Genomic DNA, 16,141 nt, shown 5'->3' with positions numbered 1-16,141 from the left:
GTTCTCTATGAGTATCCATGATAAATTAAAACGAGTACGTAAGCCTCGCGTTCACATCACCTATGATGTAGAAACTGAGGGTGCAGCAGTAAAAAAAGAATTACCATTTGTTGTTGGTGTAATGGGGGATTTCTCAGGAGATAACACTGAAGTTTTAAAGCCATTAAAAGATAGACGTTTCATTCAGATTGATCGTGATAATTTTGATGATGTTTTGAAGCGTATGAGTCCTTCATTAAATTTAGTTGTTGAAAACACTTTAAGTGAAGATGACTCTCAATTTAATGTTAGTCTTAACTTTAAATCGATTGAAGATTTTGAGCCTGCGGCTGTTGTGAATCAGGTTGAACCATTGCGTAAACTAATGGAAACGCGTAATAAATTACGCGATCTAATGACTAAGATTGACCGTTCAGAAGAGCTAGAAAATGTTTTAGAAGAAGTATTAAGTAATACTTCGAACCTTGATTCTATCGCTAAGGAACTTAAGCTAGAGGAGACTGAAAAATGAGTGCAGAGCAACTAAGTACTGAATTAGAGTCAACAGCTGAGGCAAGTTCATCGTTATTGGAGCAAGCAATTGGTGCTACTAAGCAAACTGATGCAAGTCGCGCAGAAGAGCTTCTTAAAACGTTAACTGAAGAGGCATTAAAAGGCACAGTTCAATGGAATAAAAACATGACTGTGACATTTAATGAAGCAATTCAATTAATTGATCAAAAAATATCAAAACAGCTTAGTGTTGTCATGCATAGCGATGAGTTTCAAAAGCTAGAAGGTTCTTGGCGTGGGTTACACCACCTTGTAATGAATTCTGAAACGAGCTCAACGCTTAAAATTCGTGTTTTAAACATGAAGAAAAAAGAATTGCATAAAGATTTGAGTAAAGCAGTTGAGTTTGACCAAAGCCAAACATTTAAAAAGATTTACGAATCTGAGTTTGGTACACCAGGCGGAGAACCTTATGGCACAATTGTGGGCGACTATGAATTTACTAACCACCCAGAAGATGTTGAAACGTTAAGCTTAATGTCGAACGTGGCAGCGGCTGGTTTCTGTCCATTTATTGCAGCTTCGTCACCTTCTTTATTCGGCTTTGATAACTGGGAAGAGTTAACTAAACCTCGAGATTTAGAAAAAGTGTTTGAATCATTAGAGTACACAAAGTGGCGCTCGTTCAGAGACAGCGATGATTCACGTTTTGTATCGTTAACTATGCCTCGCTTCTTATCACGTTTACCTTATGGTGCAGCTTCTAAACCTGTAGAAGAGTTTAACTATGAAGAGTTTGAAGTTGAACCAAAAGCAGGGCGCTCAGTAAGTACCGAAAATAGTGACTACTGCTGGAGTAATGCAGCTTACGCAATGGCCACTAATATGACCAAGGCGTTTTCACAATACGGTTTTTGTACTGCGATTCGTGGTGCTGAGGGTGGCGGTAAAGTTGAAGGCTTACCAACGCATATTTTCACAAGTGATGATGGTGATCCGGATCTTAAATGCCCAACGGAAATTGGCATAACAGATCGTCGTGAAGCAGAGCTTAGTAAACTTGGTTTCTTACCTTTATGTCACTACAAGAATACTGATTACGCTGTTTTCTTTGGTGGGCAAAGCTGTCAAAAACCACAAGTATATTCAACGCCTGATGCAACAGCTAATGCTGCAATTTCAGCACGCTTACCTTATTTAATGGCCACATCTCGTTTTGCACATTACTTAAAAGTGATGGCGCGTGATAAAATTGGTAGCTTTATGGAAGCAGAAGATGTTGAGTCATGGCTAAACCGTTGGATTTTATCATACGTAAATGCGACAGAGGGTGGTGGTCAAGATATCAGAGCACGCTACCCGTTAGCCGATGCGAAAGTATCAGTTAAAGAAATACCAGGTCAGCCAGGTGCTTATAACGCAGTGGCATGGTTAAGACCTTGGCTACAAATGGAAGAACTTACTTCTTCATTACGCCTTGTAGCTAAAATTCCAGAGATTGGTTAATTAGCCAATCTTTAGCGTTAAGGATAATGCAGTAAAATGAATCACGAAGAGTTTTCATTTATAAATCAAAACTACGCTTTTCATCAAAAGTCGCAGTCTAGAATTAGCGATAATGATGCTTTATTAGAGCGTTTTCTATATGAAAAAAACTTAGATAAGGCACTGTTATTGTGGCTTGAAGGCTCTTCTGATTCTCCCATTTCTTGGAGCAAAGAATCGCTTGGTCCTTATTTACAAAGAATAATTGTAGAACTTGACCAACTAATTTCTCAGCAACTAAATAATATAATTCACCACACGCGATTTCAAAAGTTAGAAGCAAGCTGGCGGAGTTTATATTGGTTAACCCTTCAAACAGAGCAATTTGACAAAGAAAATAAAGTAAAAATAAAGGTACTAAACTGTGATTGGGCAACCCTCTCTAAAGATGTCAATAAAGCAATAGATTTCGACCAAAGTTACTTTTTTCAATTACTTTATCAAAGTGAATTTGATAGCGCCGGTGGCGAGCCTTTTGGTGTGGTAATTGGCGACTACGAAATTAGTAATATGCCCTCTAATGGCACTATTTATAACGACATTGATACTATTAAAGAAATCTCGCGCACTGCAGCTGCTGCATTCTCACCATTTATATGTTCAGCGTCTCCAAACCTTTTTGGCGCAGATAACTTTTCTGATCTAGGGTACTACGCAGATTTATTCAATCAATTTGAGCAACCTGAATATGTAAAATGGCAAAGCTTTAGATCAATGGAAGAGGCACGCTTTGTTGGTTTAACGTTACCGCACGTTTTAGTCAGAGCACCTTACACTAACGATGGTAAACGCCATCAAGATTTTTACTTTAAAGAACAAATTAAAAGCCCCGAAACAGATATGTTATGGGGTAACGCTGCATTTCAGTTTGTATCAACAATAATTAGAGCCTATTGCGATAGTGGTTGGTTTGGGCATATTAGAGGTATTGAGCCAGGAAAAGTGTCAAAAGGACTAGTTACAGGGCTTGCAAAAGATAGTTTTGCAAACGATACCTACCAAAAAGAGGCAAAACCGCCACTCGATTTATTGGTGACTAGCAAATTTGAAAAGCAGTTTTCTGAACTTGGATTTATCCCAGCATCATCAGTTACTAACTCAGAGCACATCGTTTTTTATAGCAACGCATCGGTACAAAAAGCAAATAATTACGAATCCAGCGCAGCTAATATTAATGCGCGCCTTTCATCTATGTTGCAATACATTTTATGTGTTTCACGCTTTGCACATTATTTAAAAATATTAGCACGCGATAGAGTGGGCTCTTACATAAATGCTCATGCATGCGAGCGTGATTTACAAGCGTGGATAAATAACTATACAACCGCATCAGACTCTGCATCAGAGCAAATCAGAAGTAAATACCCACTGAGCAATGCGCGCATTAAAGTAAGTGAAAACAAAGCAAATCCGGGTCATTTTTTTTCTGTTTTACAATTACAACCCCATTTTCAATTAGATCAAATGGTCTCGAGCATTAAATTAATAACAGAGCTCAGTCCTCATCACAAAATAAAGGAATAACCATGAAGAAAATACACAGCTTAATCCGCGAGGGAAAATTAACTGAAGCACTTAGCCTATGTGCTGCAGAGCTTCAAGATGAGCCTTTAAATTTTGATATCAGAAGTAGCTACGCTGAGCTACTTTGTATAAATGGTGAGCTTGAAAAAGCTGATAAACAACTCGACTTTATGGTTCAAAAGAATCCTGAGTTTGCTGTCGGTGCTGTAAATCTTAGACATTTGATCCGTGCTCAGCAATCACGAATAGACTTTTACAAAGGTAAAGGGATCCCTAAATTATTTCATGATGCTGATGAGATAGACACATTGTTTTTAAAAATGCATGTGGCATTGTTAGATGGTGAAATAGACGAAGCCGCTGAGCTTTCTGCACAAATGGAAACCTTAAGAGTAAGTTCGTTAAATGATGCAGAGTCTGTGGCACGCGACTTGGACGATACATTAAATCCTTATTTAGAAGTTCTAGGCACAAATGGTGAATTTTACTTGGCAAATTTTGATGAAATTGAGTCGTTAAAGGTAGAGCCTGTAAGTTCAGTATTAGAAAGTATTTGGCTACGTGTTGAAATAACGATTAAAGAAGGCCCTTCAGGTACAGCACACTTACCCCTTGTCTATGCCAATGCTGAATCGGACCTTGAAAAATTAGGTCAGGTCTCTGATTGGGTTGAACTCAAAGATGAATTCATTATTGGTAAAGGCATGAAAATGCTATTTATTAATGATGAGGCGATCACAATTCCTAATTTAAAAGTTAATGCTGTAGAAGCAGCATAATTTATATTTGAGCAAAAATGATAGAACATAAGCAGCAGCTTCAGGCATCAATTTTAGACAGGCTCATTGATGATGAACCTGACTTTCAAGATGCACCATCGCGTACAGAGGGGATCACAATAAGTGAGCTACGTAAAAGTGTGCGAAGAGATATAGAAGCACTGCTTAACGCCCGAATCCAGTGGCATACGTGGCCTACACAATATAGTGAGCTTTCAACGTCGTGTTTATCGTACGGTTTACCCGATTTTTCAAGTATGTCGGTCAGTTCTCACGAAGGTCGAGCACTGCTATGCGAGACAGTTAGAAACACTATTTTAAAATTTGAGCCACGATTTTTAGAAGTTGAAGTATTTACTGATGAAGAAGTACCGGTTAATCGCGTTTTAAACTTGCGTATTAATGCGCTTTTATACGCTGATCCTGAGCCAGAATTTATAAGCTTTGATTCTGAGGTAGAGCCCGTAAATTTAGGTATGAAGATTATTGAGGCATCATTATGAACGATGGATTATTAAAATATTACAATCGTGAATTAGCATTTGTGCGTCATTTAGGTAAAGACTTTGCTGAGAAATACCCAAAAGTAGCTGGGCGTTTAAAGCTTAGTGAAGATCATGTTGAAGACCCTCATGTATCACGGCTTATTGAATCGTTTGCATTTTTAACAGCCAATATTAGACAAAAGCTAGATGACAGTTTTCCTGAATTAACGGATGCTTTATTAGGGCAGATGCTACCAGATTATCAAGCACCTATCCCTTCTATGTCGATTGTAAAATTAGAAGCCGAAAACCTTTCAACCGCGGGTGTTGTCATCCCAAGAGCAAGTGAAGTTGAAACTAACGTTGATTCTATGAAGCAATGTAAGTTTCAAACCTGTTACGAAACCTACCTTTGGCCCATTGAAATCACTAAAGCCCAGTTTGATAACAGCCCTTTTGTAGCGCCTAAGCCGCGTTGGCATGAAAAGGCAAAGTCTATATTTAAGTTAGAGCTAACCGGTGAATACAAGGGCGTTTCGCTTGCAGAAACTGGTTTAGAAAAACTTCGCGTATATATAAACGGGCAGTGGCACCATACTCTTAAAGTGTACGAACTGTTATTCAAACACAGCATTGGTATAGCCATAGATAATGGCGTAGAAGGCATTAAATACTTATCAAAAAACCAATTAAAAGCGGTCGGGTTTGAAACACACGAAGCGGTTGTGCCTTACTCTCAGCGCTCTGCTGCCGGTTATCGTTTATTGGTCGAAAACTTTACTTTTCCTGAGAAGTTTCGTTTTTTTGAACTTGAAGGTATACGCGGCGCATTACCTAAAAACGCCAACAAATGTGATATCTATATATACCTTGATACTGAGTCAAGTGAGCTTGAGAAACAGGTTGATGAGGATATGTTTTTACTCGGGTGCACGCCAATAATTAACTTATTTGAACAAGAACTTGAGCCAATTCGCCCTGAGATAAGTGAATACGAGTATCAACTTGCACCGCGTTATATGGACTCAGAAATTTCTGAAGTGATTGGTATTTCAGAGGTTATAGCGTTTGATCACAAAGGTAATAAACAAGTCGTTGCGCCATTTTATGGTCAAACTCATCCAAATTATCAAGGTCACGAAGACCTATTTTGGCATATAAGAAGAGAAACAGCGTCGTGGGCGGGCGGTTATGTAGAGTCTGGCACCGAGACATTTATGTCATTGGTAGATGCTAAATTTGAAAACAGCGCTATGGAATATGGTGAAGGTAACTCTGTACTCACTGTACGCGCACAGTGTAGCAACCGTAATTTACCTGCAAGTATGCCATTTGGCGATGATGAGCTTGGATTACTGATGCCAGAGCGCGGCGATGTAATTAAAAAAATTCGTTGTTTAGCACCTTTTACACATGCAGTTAGACCCGTATTAGCCGATGCAACGCGCTGGCAGCTTGTTAATCATTTAACACTCGATACGTTTAGCGGTGAAGATGCGTGTAATAAATTAAAAGAAGTACTTCGTCTATATGACTTTAGAGCATCGCCTCAAACCAAAGGGCTAATAGATAATATATATCGCGTTAGTATTGAGCCTGCAACCGCGCGTGTTATTCAAAAAGGCAGGGTAAGTTTTGTAACTGGCAGCGAAATAGAAATTACTTTTGCTAACGATGATTTTTCGGGCAGTGGCATGTTCTTTTTTGCCGCAGTGTTGGATCATTTCTTTGCTCAGTTTGCCGCTATAAATAGTTACACACGTTTGAGCTTGCGTTTAAAAGAGCAAGAGCAAATATATTATCAGTGGCCTGCGCGCGTAGGTGACAGACCACTATTATGATAAAGCAACTGATCGCCCAAGCTTCTCAAGTCGATTTTTATAAAGCGGTTTTCATAATTGAAAACCAGCTTAAAAAGCGTGGCTTTGATTATCGCCACGTTGGCTACGATAGCAACCCAAAACAAGAATTAATAAAATTTACGGCAACACAAAAGTTTGGCTACCCGGGAAATTCAATTACTAAGCTTGAAGAAGCTGGTTTTGAAGATGGCTTGCATAAAGTAAATATACAGGTGTCATTTATGGGGTTAACTGGCTGCTCTGGTGCATTACCGCAATTTTATAGCGAACTGGTTATGCAAAGGCTGCGCTATAAAGACACAACCATGCGCGATTTTTATGACATGTTTAACCATCGCCTGATTTCTTTGTATTACCGAGCTTGGAAAAAATATAAACCTTCACTAAATCATATAAATAACGACAAAAAAAAAGACCCGTATACTCAAATGTTGGGGCTATTAAGTGGTGGGTATAATGAACATCAGTTGCACTTTTCAGGTTTGTACAGCCGAAAAATTCGCAATGCTTTTGACTTACAAAGTGTGCTTGGTTCTTATCTTGGCTGTGAAGTAAAAATAAATCAGATGGTTGGTCAGTGGTATGAGCTAAAGTTGCAAGAACAAACGGCTTTAGCTAGTCAAGTTATGTATGAGGGTCAACATGCGCGGCTCGGGGTTGATTCAGTGATAGGTAAGCAGGTATGGGATGTGTCTTCTAGCATAGAAGTGCATATAAAACCCAATAAGCCTTGCAAAGTCAAACAACTTTTACCAAGGGGTGAGTTGTTTCAATTGGCAAAAAAAATCACAAAAGATTATATAGGAAACTCTATTCAGTTTCGTTTAATAATTGAAGCTGATTTTACATGTTTAGATACAGCCCAGCTTTTAGAGGATAAAGCCCAACTTGGAATTAATTCTTTTTTAGCAGTACAAAATAACAAATCAAAATCTAACCCTACTAAGTTATCGTTTAAGGGATAATTAAAATTAAAAGGAACACTGTATGTCTTCGATGACACTCAATAAATTAGTTGAAAAACTAAGCCCTGATTGCAGAAAAAGCCTAGAGGCGGCGGTTGCAATTTGTAATAGCAGAAGCCACTTTACAGTGGAGCTTGAACACTGGTTACTTGCCATGATTGAGCAACAACTAGATGATGTTAGACTTATTTTTGGCTCTTTTGACATTGATATTGAAAAAGTAAAACAAGACTTAAATCAATCTTTAGAAGCGTTTAAAACCGGTAGTGAGTCATCACCTAGTTTATCTGTACATGTTACTAGCTTATTAAAGCAATCTTGGTTAAGTACCAGTATTGAGTTTACAGATAATCACATTCGCAGTGCCTACGTTATTTATACGCTTGTAAAAGACGATACCTTATCTAGCTTAGTAACCCGTTGCAGTAAGTTATTTAATAAAATAGAGCCAGGGCAGTTGCTTCATGCGTGGCCAGAAATAGTTGCTCAATCGCAAGAGCGTAATCATTCAGTACAAAACACGGCTAGCCAATCGGCTACAAACTCTAAAACCCCGAGCCTTGACCAATTTACTGTTGATTTAACTGCTCAAGCAAAAGCCGGAAAAATAGATCCTATTTTAGGACGCGACTTCGAAATTCGCCAGATGGTTGATATTTTGACCAGACGCCGTCAAAACAACCCTATTTTAACCGGTGAAGCGGGTGTAGGTAAAACAGCCGTAGTTGAAGGCTTAGCTTTAAGAATTGCACAAAAAGATGTACCGGCCGTGCTGCAGAATGTAAAAATTCACAGCTTAGATTTAGCACTATTACAAGCTGGCGCAGGTATGAAAGGCGAGTTTGAAAATCGTCTTAAATCATTAATTAACGAAGTAAAAAATTCAGTTAACCCGGTTATTTTATTTATTGATGAAGCTCATACAATGATTGGTAGCGGTGGAGCCGCAGGCCAAAACGATGCTGCTAACTTATTAAAACCAGCACTTGCTCGCGGCGAACTTAGAACCATTGCTGCTACAACGTGGGCTGAATATAAAAAGTTTTTTGAAAAAGATGCTGCTCTAACACGCCGCTTCCAAGTGGTAAAAGTAGAAGAGCCAACGCCAGAAAAAGCAGTGGCTATGTTACGTGGTTTAGTGCCCGTAATGGAAAAACACCACAAAGTATTTATTTCTGAACAAGCACTCGAAAGTGCAGTGCACTTATCGCATCGCTATATTACGGCAAGGCAACTACCCGATAAAGCGGTGGCATTATTAGATACTGCCTGCGCGCGGGTGGCAATGAGCCAAGCCTCTACACCAAACACTATAGAGCAACTTGTAAATCGATTAAGCGAAATAGAAACACAAGTGCAGATGCTACACCGTGAACAGAAAACAGGTTTAGATCATTCAGTGCAGCTAGACACACTTAAAACTGAACTTGTAACTATTGAAGAGCAGTTAGCGCCATTAACAGAGCAATTTAAAGTAGAAAAAGAAATTGTTGCTGAGCTTAATAAGGCGCTCGAGTCTATTAACTCAGATCAAGAAAATTCATCAGATGAAATTTTAGCCAATCTTAAGCAGAGTAAAGAAAAGTTAACTGCTTTTGAACATAATATGGTTCATTGGCAAGTGGATGAAGAGCTTATTGCACAGGTTATATCAGATTGGACTGGCATACCTGTAGGTAAAATGCACGAAGATGAAATACATGGCATTTTAAACCTTGCACAGCAAATGAAAAAACGTGTTGTAGGGCAAGACCATGGGTTAGATTTAATCGCTAAGGTAGTGCAAACATCTCGCGCCCAACTAGCAGATGAAAGCCGACCTAACGGTATTTTTATGTTGGCAGGTCCAAGTGGTGTAGGTAAAACCGAGACTGCACTTTCGCTTGCACAAGAAGTGTATGGCAGTGAAGAAAATGTCACCATTATTAATATGTCTGAGTTCAAAGAAGAGCATAAAGTATCACTACTGCTTGGTTCACCTCCTGGGTATGTAGGTTATGGCGAAGGTGGCATATTAACCGAAGCCGTAAGAAGAAAACCATACAGCGTAGTGCTGCTTGATGAAATGGAAAAAGCACATCCTGGTGTGCAAGATATTTTTTATCAAGTATTTGATAAAGGTACAATAAAAGACGGTGAAGGTCGAGATATCGACTTCAAAAATACAATTATAATTATGACCTCAAATGTGGGTACTGATACCACCATGAGCTTATTTGAAGACGAAGAAAGTAAGCCAAGTATTAAAGGCTTATTAAAAGCATTACAAGATGATTTACTCGCTTCATTTAAGCCTGCTTTTTTAGGTCGTATTAATGTAATTCCGTACATCCCACTAAGTGACGATATCCTTTCAGAAATTGCCTCATTACAAATAGCAAAAATTGTTCAACGCGTTAACAAGCATTACGATGCTGAGCTTAAATATGAAAATGACGTAATAGAATATATAATTGATAATTGCCAAAATGCAGGGTCCGGTGCTAGGAACATACACACTATTTTGCAAAATAAATTATTACCATTATTATCTGAAGTTTTACTTTCTAGTATGATTGATGATAAAAAAATAAATAGTATAAAGTTGGCTGTAAAAGATAATGAATTTAATATTGAGTTAAATTAAAGTTTATTTAAATTAACTTTGTATTAAGGTTGTTTCTTTGATTTTAGGGTATTATAATTTTGTTGCCTTAATTCACTACATGGAATTTTTGAGACATTGTCTTCATCTAAGGAAAGGAATCTGAAGGCCTTTTCATTGCTGTATTAAAGATAATGATTTCAAAGGAATTTTTGGGAAACCAAAGTAAATAATCCAGTCTAAATGGATAACATTGTTTAATTAAAAGGAGCATTATCAAATGCAAGCAAATACATATTTAAAATACGGTCCAATCAAAGGCGAAACTACGGCTGAGTCTTTCAAAGATTTAATCACAGTATTATCTTTAGATTGGAATGTAAGCCGTGAAATTAGTGCAGCAACTGGTACAGCAATGGACCGTGAGTCTAGCTCTACTCGTCTTGGCGATGTAACTATCACTAAACTTCAAGATAAAGCATCTCCGGATCTTTTCAAAGAAGCAACTATTGGTAAAGGCCTTCCAGCTATTTTCCATATCACTAAGCAAGGTGATAAAGTTGAAGAAATCATGAAAATCGAACTTACAGATGCAATGATTTCTAGCTACTCTGTATCAGTTCAAAACGATCGTCCTATTGAAACAATCACTATCAGCTACACAGAAATGATGATGACTGTTACTCCAACAGACGACAAAAATAACATTACTGCTCCACTTGTATACGGTTACAGCGGTGTTAAAGGTCAACAAATGTAATTTTTGTTACCTTATAATGGCTCTGAGCTTTTGCTCAGAGCTTTTTTTGATCTTTAGGATGGGAAAGGCAAGGAATGCAACAAGCAACACAAGATAATAACGTAATTCAAATTAGCACCCCTGCTGGTAAAGATGCCCTCTATTTAACCCGATTTGTTGCCCAAGAGGCAATGTCAGATTTATTTGTTATGTCTGCCAATATGTACACGATTGGTAAACAAATAGCGCACGAAGATTTAGTAGGTAAGCCTGTATCTATTAAAGTAAAAAATGCTCAAGGCGGTGGTGAACGTTACTATCACGGAATAGTAAGTCATTTAGTATCAAATGGTAGCCGCACAGCTGATGTAGAAGAACAAAAAAACTATATAGATTATCAGGCAACTATCGTTCCGTTCGCAGCATCAATGCGCAATCGTAAAAACAGCCGAATATTCCAAAAGAAAACTATTAAAGAAATATTTGCTGACCTATTTGGTCAACATAATGTTGCCTTTAGTGATAAAACCAGCAAGACATACCCTAAATACGAGTACTGTGTTCAGTACCAAGAGTCAGACTTTGACTTTATTCAACGACTTTTTCAGCAAGAAGGTATTTTTTACTTTTTTGAGCACACCAATAGCAACCACACACTGGTACTTGCAGATGATATAACTGCATACGAGGTATGTGACGAAGCTAAAGTTGTTTATTCAACTGGCCATTTAAGCGAATCACACGTATCGCGTTGGCAGGGCGGTTTAAGCATTGCACCTGGCAGCTTTAAACGCGTTGGTTACGACTTTAAGCAGCCATCACGCTACCCAGACGGAGAGCAAGCAAACCCACAGCTCCCGACGCAATCAGTATCAGAAATTTTTGAATATACTGGCGAGCAAGAGTGCCACCCGCGTGCAGCTAACTTAGCATCTGTTCAGCTTGAGTCATTACAGCGAGACATGAAGCTTTCTAGTGGTCGCAGTGACTGTCGCTCATTCACTGTGGGTAAACTTTTTAGCTTTAAAAAGCACGAAGACCCACGTCTTGAAGGTAAAACATTTGTCATTACCTCTATGATGACGTCAATAACAATACCTAATCAATCGGGTGCATTGCAATCAAGTGCTGAAGAAGTGTACTCGAACCATTTTGAATGTGTACCCAAAGATATACCCTACAGAGCGCAAATAAATAAGAAAAAACCAGTTATAAACGGTGTGCAAACGGCAATCGTAACTGGCGACAGCGCCGATGAAATAATGATTGACCAATATGGTCGCGTAAAAGTGCAATTTGACTGGGACCGAGAAGGTAAAAAAGATTCAAAAAGTTCATGTTGGATCCGTGTTGCGCAAAACTGGGCAGGTAAAAAGTGGGGAGCGTTTTTCTTCCCTCGGGTAGGCCAAGAAGTACTTGTAGACTTTATAAATGGTGACCCAGACCAACCAATTATTAGCGGAGCAGTGTACAACGCAGATTTAATGCCTCCGTATGCACTGCCTGGCGAAAAAACACAAAGTGGTATTAAAACACGCTCTACTAAAGAAGGCGGAGCCGATAACTTTAATGAGCTAAGGTTTGAGGATAAAAAAGGCAGCGAGCTGGTTTATATTCAAGCAGAAAAAGATAAGCAGCTTTACGTAAAAAATGACCAAAACGACAAAACAGATCACGACCATAATATTGAAATTGGCAACGATCGAAAAGTTGATATTGGCAATAATGAAACACTAAAAGTGGCTAAAAATCGCAGTGACGATATAGGTGAAAACGACACGTTAAAAGTGGGTAAAACACTTAATATTGAAGCCGGTGACGAAATAGTAATTAAAACAGGCTCTGCACAAATTAAAATGAGCAGCAGCGGTAATATAACTATAGAAGGCACTAATATAGACATTAAAGGCAGTAACGTTAAAGTTGATGGTAGCGCCATTACTTTATCTGCCGGCATGATTAAATTAAATTAGTGCAGTTATGGAAATAATAAATAGCTTTTATACAGGGCATAGAAATGGCATTAATAATAATGGTTACGTTGTATATTGCCGTTACGGTTTGCCGTATTTAATTTGTTTGCCAATAAATAGGCCAGATGATCCATTGCTAAATCCTGCATTAACGCATTTAAAAGCTATGGATGGTTATTATGCTAATCAGTTTTTAAGTAATTTACATAATGCTTTAAATAGTGAAGATACCATAGCTGCTTTATATCAGTACGCATTACAAAGCCCGGTATCAATTTCGGATTATAGTAAGGCAGAATTAGTTGATACCTTATCGGGTTTAGTTTCTCAAAGTAAATTATTAATTATTCCTTTATTTGATTAGTTTTATTGTCAAAAAGTAAATAAGACAAGGAGTCTTTATGGGTAAGCCCGCAGCTACAATTGGTCATATGCATGTATGCCCTAAAACCACAGGTACAGTCCCGCATGTTGGCGGCCCTGTTGTGGTAGGCTCAACTAATGTATTAATAGGTAGCATGCCCGCAGCACGTAAAGGCGATATGTTAGTGTGTATTGGCCCACCCGACAGCATAAAGTCAGGCTCTGGTAGCGTAAAAATTAACGGTAAACCCGCAGCTCGAATGGGTGATGATAGCTCCCACGGCGGAAAAATTGTTGTTGGTAACCCTACTGTATTAATAGGTGGCTAACCTTGCTGTCTACTTACATAAGTAATCATCAAGCACAATTGCTCTGTATTAGTAAGGCGCAGTGCTGCCCGTTTACTTCTGTAGGTTATGTAAAAACACTTAAAAAAAAGCTGTTAGAAACAACGTGGCTAACCGCTAAAAAAAATAATACTCCTCAACACTTTACACAACCCGATTTAACTTTAATTAATACGTTAGTAACGAGTGAGCAAAGCCTTGATGTGACTGCGCAGGCATGTATAGAGGTTATGGCTAATTTACCGCAAACAATTAACCTGGCTTTTATAAACTCGTTGCTCAACAGCTCATCCCTGCATGACTTAGCAAAGGCTGTTATTTATAAAGTTTTATTACAGCAACACAGCTTTAATTTAATTGCATTAATTGACTTAAATACTATTTATTTTGCATTGGCTGATAGCACCGAACAAGAGGCAACATCAGCCGAAACAGTGGCGCTTATCAGTGCATTCAACTCTAATGCAAACATACAAGTGCTAAAACATTTGTTTGATGAGCTATGTAAAAGTAAGCTTGTTAATTCACCGTTAATGTCGCTTTTTTTATTATCACTAAGTTGGGAACAAGTAAACGCATTAAGTAATTACGCAAGCAATGTTTTAACAGTAGATGACACGTTACATGTGCTATTACAAAGTGGCTATGTAAAGCTAGTGCCCTTAGCGTGTATGTCGTTAAACCAAGTAGAAAACCCAACAGCTATTATTGCCTTAATAAGGCGAATGCTCGGTGATAAGCTCGATTTACTCGTAAGCTATGACATTCAAGTAAGTGCATTTAATGCTGAACAGCAAGCACTAGTGGCTTTTAAACAGCAGTTACAGCAAAACTGGCCTAAATACGAGGAGGAGCTTTGCTTACAAAGGTTTGTAGCTGGAAAATCTCTTAATAAAAGGTTAAACGCAATAGAAATGTCGGCAATGGACTGTTATAGCCAAGCAATATTTAATTTGTATACTTACTACAAATCGATGGCTAAAAATGTAAAAGCAGAGGCGCAAGCATGAAGGCGTTTAATGTAAACGTAAGCTGTTTTTCTACGCCTTTGTCGCAAGACATAGATACACTGCTATATGCAGATAACCCAAACCCACCTAGCGGTATTACTTGGCAATCATGGAATGCCTGTATTTATGATTGCATAGTAAAAGCGAAAGAACTTTTTGCAAAAGTAGAAGACTCAAACTTGCCACTTGTATGGTTATTGCCAGCACTTGCGTACCAAGATGAGTTAAAGCAGCTTTTAGCAAAAAGTTTTAAACAGTTGTTCCCTGAGCATGTAGAGCACTTATTATTTTATGGCGCTGTTGGTGCTAATACGTTAGTGCAGTTGGCGGTGCAAAAAAAATGGCATAAGGCAAACGTGATAGCCATTGATGCTACCTATAAAGCCGATAAAAACAATGAGTGGGTATACTTAGGAGTAGGTGGTGCACTCGCGACTATTGAAACGGCTCAAATTGGCTGGATGCAAACTAGTCATGAATTTGCTCCTTCAATAGATTTTATAAAGCACGACCAACTAGGCGGTATATTTTCCAAAATCGCACAGGATAATAAAGACCATATAGATCTTATATTTGCACCTGGCAACGGCATACATCAGCAAAGTGATGTATGGCTGACTAATTTACAATTGCTCAGTAATTTAATTAATGAGCATACACATTATGAATTACCTAATTACAAATTAGGTAAAATTGGTGCGCTTGAAGGACTCGTCAATTTATATCAATTGACCTCAAGCCCGGCTATTGTAAATCACTTTAAACACGCTTTAGTGATTTCTCAAGAACAATCAAAATATCAGGCCGCAGCATCATACTTATGGATAAGTGAGGAAGTACACAACTAATGCAAAGTAATACGGTTGTTTTACAAGGAACGAGTTACCCCATTTGCCTAGTTGCTGGCAAAGGCCAAACGCCGTCAGGTTATGCGCCAAGTGTGGCAAACACCCCTGAAACGGCTAAACAACAAATAGCTCAAATTGGTGGTGCGTTAACAGGTGACGCTGCCAAACGCCTCGACGTAATTAATTTATTAAATAGTGCTGGCGTTAACTGCCCACGCAGCGCATCAGCTCGCGAAACCGCAAGCGTACTTACCCAAGCCTTAGTAAGTGGCGCAGTAACGTGTTTCCACCAAAAAGCAAAGTCGGCCATTCAAGTAAGCGATAATACTAATAGTGGCTCAGCGGGCAAAAAGTCGAGCAATAAATCAAGCTCAACCGCATCAGGTAAAAGCGCATCGCAAGCACCCGCTAAAAATACGGGTGGTGCAAGTAATAACACCGCAAGTGAAGAGCCCATTACAAATCAAGAGTGCCGCTCAGATCCGGTTTCAATGCTCTCTGGCGAAGAAATTCTCCCGCTTATCGATTTTACCCTAGCAGGCAGTCGCCAATTAGTGTGGCGACGTTTGTATCGCTCATCTCATGCTGATGTATGCACAACAATGGGTAATGGTTGGCGCCACGG

The 16,141-nt window shown here is 38.7% G+C and carries 15 protein-coding genes; all 15 read left to right on the top strand.

Annotated elements, in window-relative coordinates:
• Positions 1-7 precede the first annotated feature (7 nt).
• Positions 8-511 (top strand): type VI secretion system contractile sheath small subunit, encoded by a 504-nt coding sequence (tssB, locus tag PAT01_RS05240; RefSeq protein WP_055015750.1) that lies wholly within the window; start codon positions 8-10, stop codon positions 509-511.
• The gene (tssC, locus tag PAT01_RS05235) at positions 508-1,998 is read left to right on the top strand and encodes a type VI secretion system contractile sheath large subunit (protein WP_055015749.1); all 1,491 of its coding nucleotides are present in this window, start codon (positions 508-510) and stop codon (positions 1,996-1,998) included. Before tssB ends, tssC (PAT01_RS05235) begins: the two co-directional genes overlap by 4 nt.
• 36 nt (positions 1,999-2,034) lie before the next feature.
• Complete coding sequence (gene tssC, locus PAT01_RS05230; RefSeq protein WP_138576596.1) at positions 2,035-3,561, top strand: type VI secretion system contractile sheath large subunit; 1,527 nt, start codon at positions 2,035-2,037, stop codon at positions 3,559-3,561.
• Between the two features lie 2 nt (positions 3,562-3,563).
• Complete coding sequence (locus PAT01_RS05225; RefSeq protein WP_096042743.1) at positions 3,564-4,340, top strand: type VI secretion system accessory protein TagJ; 777 nt, start codon at positions 3,564-3,566, stop codon at positions 4,338-4,340.
• A gap of 17 nt (positions 4,341-4,357) precedes the next feature.
• The gene (gene tssE, locus PAT01_RS05220; RefSeq protein ID WP_138576594.1) at positions 4,358-4,843 is read left to right on the top strand and encodes a type VI secretion system baseplate subunit TssE; all 486 of its coding nucleotides are present in this window, start codon (positions 4,358-4,360) and stop codon (positions 4,841-4,843) included.
• Positions 4,840-6,666: a type VI secretion system baseplate subunit TssF gene (gene tssF / locus PAT01_RS05215; protein WP_138576591.1), complete on the top strand. Its 1,827-nt coding sequence runs from the start codon at positions 4,840-4,842 to the stop codon at positions 6,664-6,666. Before tssE ends, tssF begins: the two co-directional genes overlap by 4 nt.
• Positions 6,663-7,652: a type VI secretion system baseplate subunit TssG gene (gene tssG, locus PAT01_RS05210; RefSeq protein WP_096042746.1), complete on the top strand. Its 990-nt coding sequence runs from the start codon at positions 6,663-6,665 to the stop codon at positions 7,650-7,652. The genes tssF and tssG overlap by 4 nt, the downstream gene beginning before the upstream one ends.
• Positions 7,653-7,674: 22 nt before the next feature.
• Entirely contained in the window at positions 7,675-10,278 is a 2,604-nt protein-coding gene (tssH, locus tag PAT01_RS05205; RefSeq protein ID WP_154945060.1) for a type VI secretion system ATPase TssH, read from the top strand.
• Positions 10,279-10,516: 238 nt separating this feature from the next.
• Positions 10,517-10,996, top strand: a complete 480-nt coding sequence (locus tag PAT01_RS05200; protein ID WP_055015742.1) for an Hcp family type VI secretion system effector — start codon at positions 10,517-10,519, stop codon at positions 10,994-10,996.
• A 74-nt stretch (positions 10,997-11,070) separates the two neighbouring features.
• Entirely contained in the window at positions 11,071-12,948 is a 1,878-nt protein-coding gene (locus PAT01_RS05195) for a type VI secretion system Vgr family protein (protein ID WP_154945058.1), read from the top strand.
• Positions 12,949-12,955: 7 nt separating this feature from the next.
• On the top strand, positions 12,956-13,312 hold the full coding sequence (locus tag PAT01_RS05190) for a hypothetical protein (protein WP_024032868.1): 357 nt from the start codon (positions 12,956-12,958) through the stop codon (positions 13,310-13,312).
• Positions 13,313-13,349: 37 nt separating this feature from the next.
• Complete coding sequence (locus PAT01_RS05185) at positions 13,350-13,640, top strand: PAAR domain-containing protein (protein WP_096042749.1); 291 nt, start codon at positions 13,350-13,352, stop codon at positions 13,638-13,640.
• Between the two features lie 2 nt (positions 13,641-13,642).
• On the top strand, positions 13,643-14,668 hold the full coding sequence (locus PAT01_RS05180; RefSeq protein ID WP_154945056.1) for a hypothetical protein: 1,026 nt from the start codon (positions 13,643-13,645) through the stop codon (positions 14,666-14,668).
• Positions 14,665-15,516: a hypothetical protein gene (locus PAT01_RS05175; protein ID WP_154945054.1), complete on the top strand. Its 852-nt coding sequence runs from the start codon at positions 14,665-14,667 to the stop codon at positions 15,514-15,516. Before PAT01_RS05180 ends, PAT01_RS05175 begins: the two co-directional genes overlap by 4 nt.
• Positions 15,516-16,141, top strand: a 626-nt coding sequence (locus tag PAT01_RS05170; protein ID WP_318299739.1) for a DUF6531 domain-containing protein, incomplete at its 3' end; no start/stop codon positions are given. The genes PAT01_RS05175 and PAT01_RS05170, both read left to right, overlap by 1 nt.

Source organism: Pseudoalteromonas atlantica (assembly GCA_007988745.1).
Lineage (GTDB): Bacteria > Pseudomonadota > Gammaproteobacteria > Enterobacterales > Alteromonadaceae > Pseudoalteromonas > Pseudoalteromonas atlantica.
This window is presented reverse-complemented; position numbering and strand designations above follow the sequence as displayed.